Source organism: Mycobacterium sp. 1245852.3, from assembly GCF_001669335.1.
GTDB lineage: Bacteria > Actinomycetota > Actinomycetes > Mycobacteriales > Mycobacteriaceae > Mycobacterium > Mycobacterium europaeum_A.
Genome location: NZ_LZLL01000384.1, coordinates 1 through 2,594, shown reverse-complemented (window position 1 = coordinate 2,594; position 2,594 = coordinate 1). Strand labels below are relative to the sequence as shown.

General features: G+C 68.5%; 2 protein-coding genes. Both read right to left on the bottom strand.

Features of this window, described 5'->3' with window-relative positions; translation table 11 throughout:
• Window positions 1–2,172, bottom strand: a 2,172-nt coding sequence (locus A9W96_RS17100) for an APC family permease (RefSeq protein WP_067141474.1), incomplete at its 3' end; no start/stop codon positions are given.
• A 112-nt stretch (window positions 2,173–2,284) separates the two neighbouring features.
• A partial coding sequence (locus tag A9W96_RS17095) for an aminotransferase class I/II-fold pyridoxal phosphate-dependent enzyme (protein ID WP_156752835.1) occupies window positions 2,285–2,594 on the bottom strand: 310 nt, incomplete at its 5' end.

Here is a 2,594-nt window from a genome sequence, read left to right as displayed (position 1 = left end):
CCCGGTGCTGTCCCCGATGACGATCTGTCGGTGGGTGCGGCCTCGGGTGGTGACGTCTTCGACCTCGCTGACCCGGCCTTCGACGCTGGCGCGTTGCCCCGAGATCAGGCCGGCCACCATGACCACCGATCGCGGTCGCTGCGGGTGTTCGTAGGCGTCGACCTTGCGGTCTTCGTCCTGGGACACCCACGCCTCGAGCTTGTCGATCCCCTGCCCGATCCGCTGCTCCAAGGTGTCGGGGTAGGCCTCCCTGATCCGCGATTCGACGTCGTAGGGCACGATCGTCGCCGCGGCGTCGGGAATCAGGCTGACCGCTCGCGCGATCTTGTCGGCGGTGCGGTCGTGCAGCACGCGGCCCAGCAGCCGGGCGAAGGTTCGCCGCGGCAGCAGCACCGTCACATTGGTGCGCGCGTTCTCGTCACGCGCCTTGGCGACCAGCAGCTGCGCGGCGCGGCTGATCCGACGGTCCGGGCAGTCCACGATGCGCAGCGGGGTGTCGAGTTCGAAATGGTCCCAACGCTTTCGCAGCAGCGCCGCGTGGGCCGGGTCGACCATGAAATGCACCGCGATCAGTTCGTCGGCCCGCAACCCCCTGCCGTAGCGCAGCGCCTCGATCACCGCCAGATCGACCGAGTCGACGAACACGAACACCCGGTGCCGCGCGTACTTCACCAACTCCGGGCGATCGGTGCGGAACATCTCGAGAATGGCCGCCTCGGCCCGGTATTCGCGGTTGAGCCGGGTCAGCATGAACACCAGCAGCGGGAACACGATGACCACCAGCCAGGCGCCCTCGGTGAATTTCGCCACCGCGAAGATGCCCACCACGATCGTCGACAGCACCGCCGCGGACAGGTTGATCGCCAGCCGGCGTCGCCAGCCCGGTTCCCGGTGCGTCAGATGGTGTTTGGTCATGCCGTAGCCGGCCATCGAGAAGCCGGTGAACACCCCGATCGCGTAGAACGGCACCAGGGCGTTCACCGACCCGCCGGTGGCCACCAGCAACGCGACCGACAGCGCCGTCAGCGTGATGATCCCGTTCGAAAACACCAGGCGGTGACCACGTTTCGTGAGCTGCCGGGGCAGGAAGCGGTCGTCGGCGACGAAACTGGCCAGCGCCGGAAAGCCGTTGAAGCTGGTGTTGGCGCCGGTGAACAAGATGGCGGCCGTTGCCGCTTGGACCAGGACATAGAAGACGTCGCCGACAACGCCGTTGCCGAAGACGGCCCGGCCGATCTGCGACAGGACCGACGGGTACTCGGTCAGGTACGGCGTGGCGTGGGTGACGTGGGCCAGGTAGGCGACGCCGGCCAGCAGCAGGCCGAGGATGGTGGCCATCGCGGTCAGCACTCGGCGCGCGTTGCGCCCCTGGGGCTTTCGGAAGTACTCGACCGTATTGGAGATCGCCTCGACCCCGGTCAGCGACGAACCACCGTTGGCGAACGCACGCAGCAGCACCAAGATCGTGGCGCCCAGCACCAGCCCGTTGCCCTGGTGCACCGGGACGGTCCCGGCCATATGCGTGGGGTCGTAGATGGGCAGGTTTCCGATGACCGCGCGCACGACGCCGACCACGATGGTCAGGGCGACCATGACGACGAAGGAATACGTCGCCACCGCGAACGGCAATCCCGCCTCCTTGAGGCCGCGCAGGTTGGCGTAGCAGATGAGAAGCACCACGGCGACGGTGAGTTCGAGGCTGTAGGGGCCCAGCGCGGGAATCGCCGAGACCACCGCGACGGTCCCCGCGGCCGACTGCACGGCGACCGTGACCACGTAGTCGATCAGCAGCGCCGCGGCGGCGATCTGCGCGACCCGCGGTCCGAAATTGTCGCGCGCGACGATATACGAGCCACCCGCCCGGGTGTAGGCCATGACCACCTGCCGATACGAGGCGGCCACCAGCACCAGGATCAGCAGGATCACGCCGGTGATGGGCAGCAACAGCAGGAAGGCGGCCAGCCCCGCATGCGGTAACAGCTCGATCAGGATCTGCTCGGGGCCGTACGCCACCGAGGACACCGCGTCGGGCGAAAGAGCCCCCAGCGCAACCTGATTCGACAACTTCTCGGATGCGATGTCCTCGGTGATCAGCGGCTTGCCCAGGAACACCCGCTTGGCGATGTCCCCCAGCGACAGCGGGATGCGCAGCTTGCCGGTCGAACTGGTCACGAGCACCGTCCTTACCCGAGGTTGAGAACGTGGAACGCCTGAAGATGCATTGTGCACGCTCGCCGCTCTCTTGGGGCCCGGGCGGTGCGGAAAGGCCGGGCCGGATCGCCCGCTAAGCGAGTCGTTGCACGGCGGCGGCGATCCGCTCGTCGGCGGCGGTCAGCGCCACCCGAACGTGCCGCGCACCGCGCGGGCCGTAGAAATCACCCGGGGCCACCAGGATGCCGCGCTGCGCCAGCCAGGCGACGCTGTCGTGGCATGGCTCGCCGCGGGTGGCCCACAGGTACAGGCCGGCTTCGGAATGGTCGACGGTGAAGCCGGCCGAGCGCAGGGCGGGCAGCAGGGCCGCGCGGCGGCGCTCATAGCGTTGCCGCTGTGCCAGTTCGTGGGCGTCGTCGTCGAGGGCCGCCACCATGGCCGCC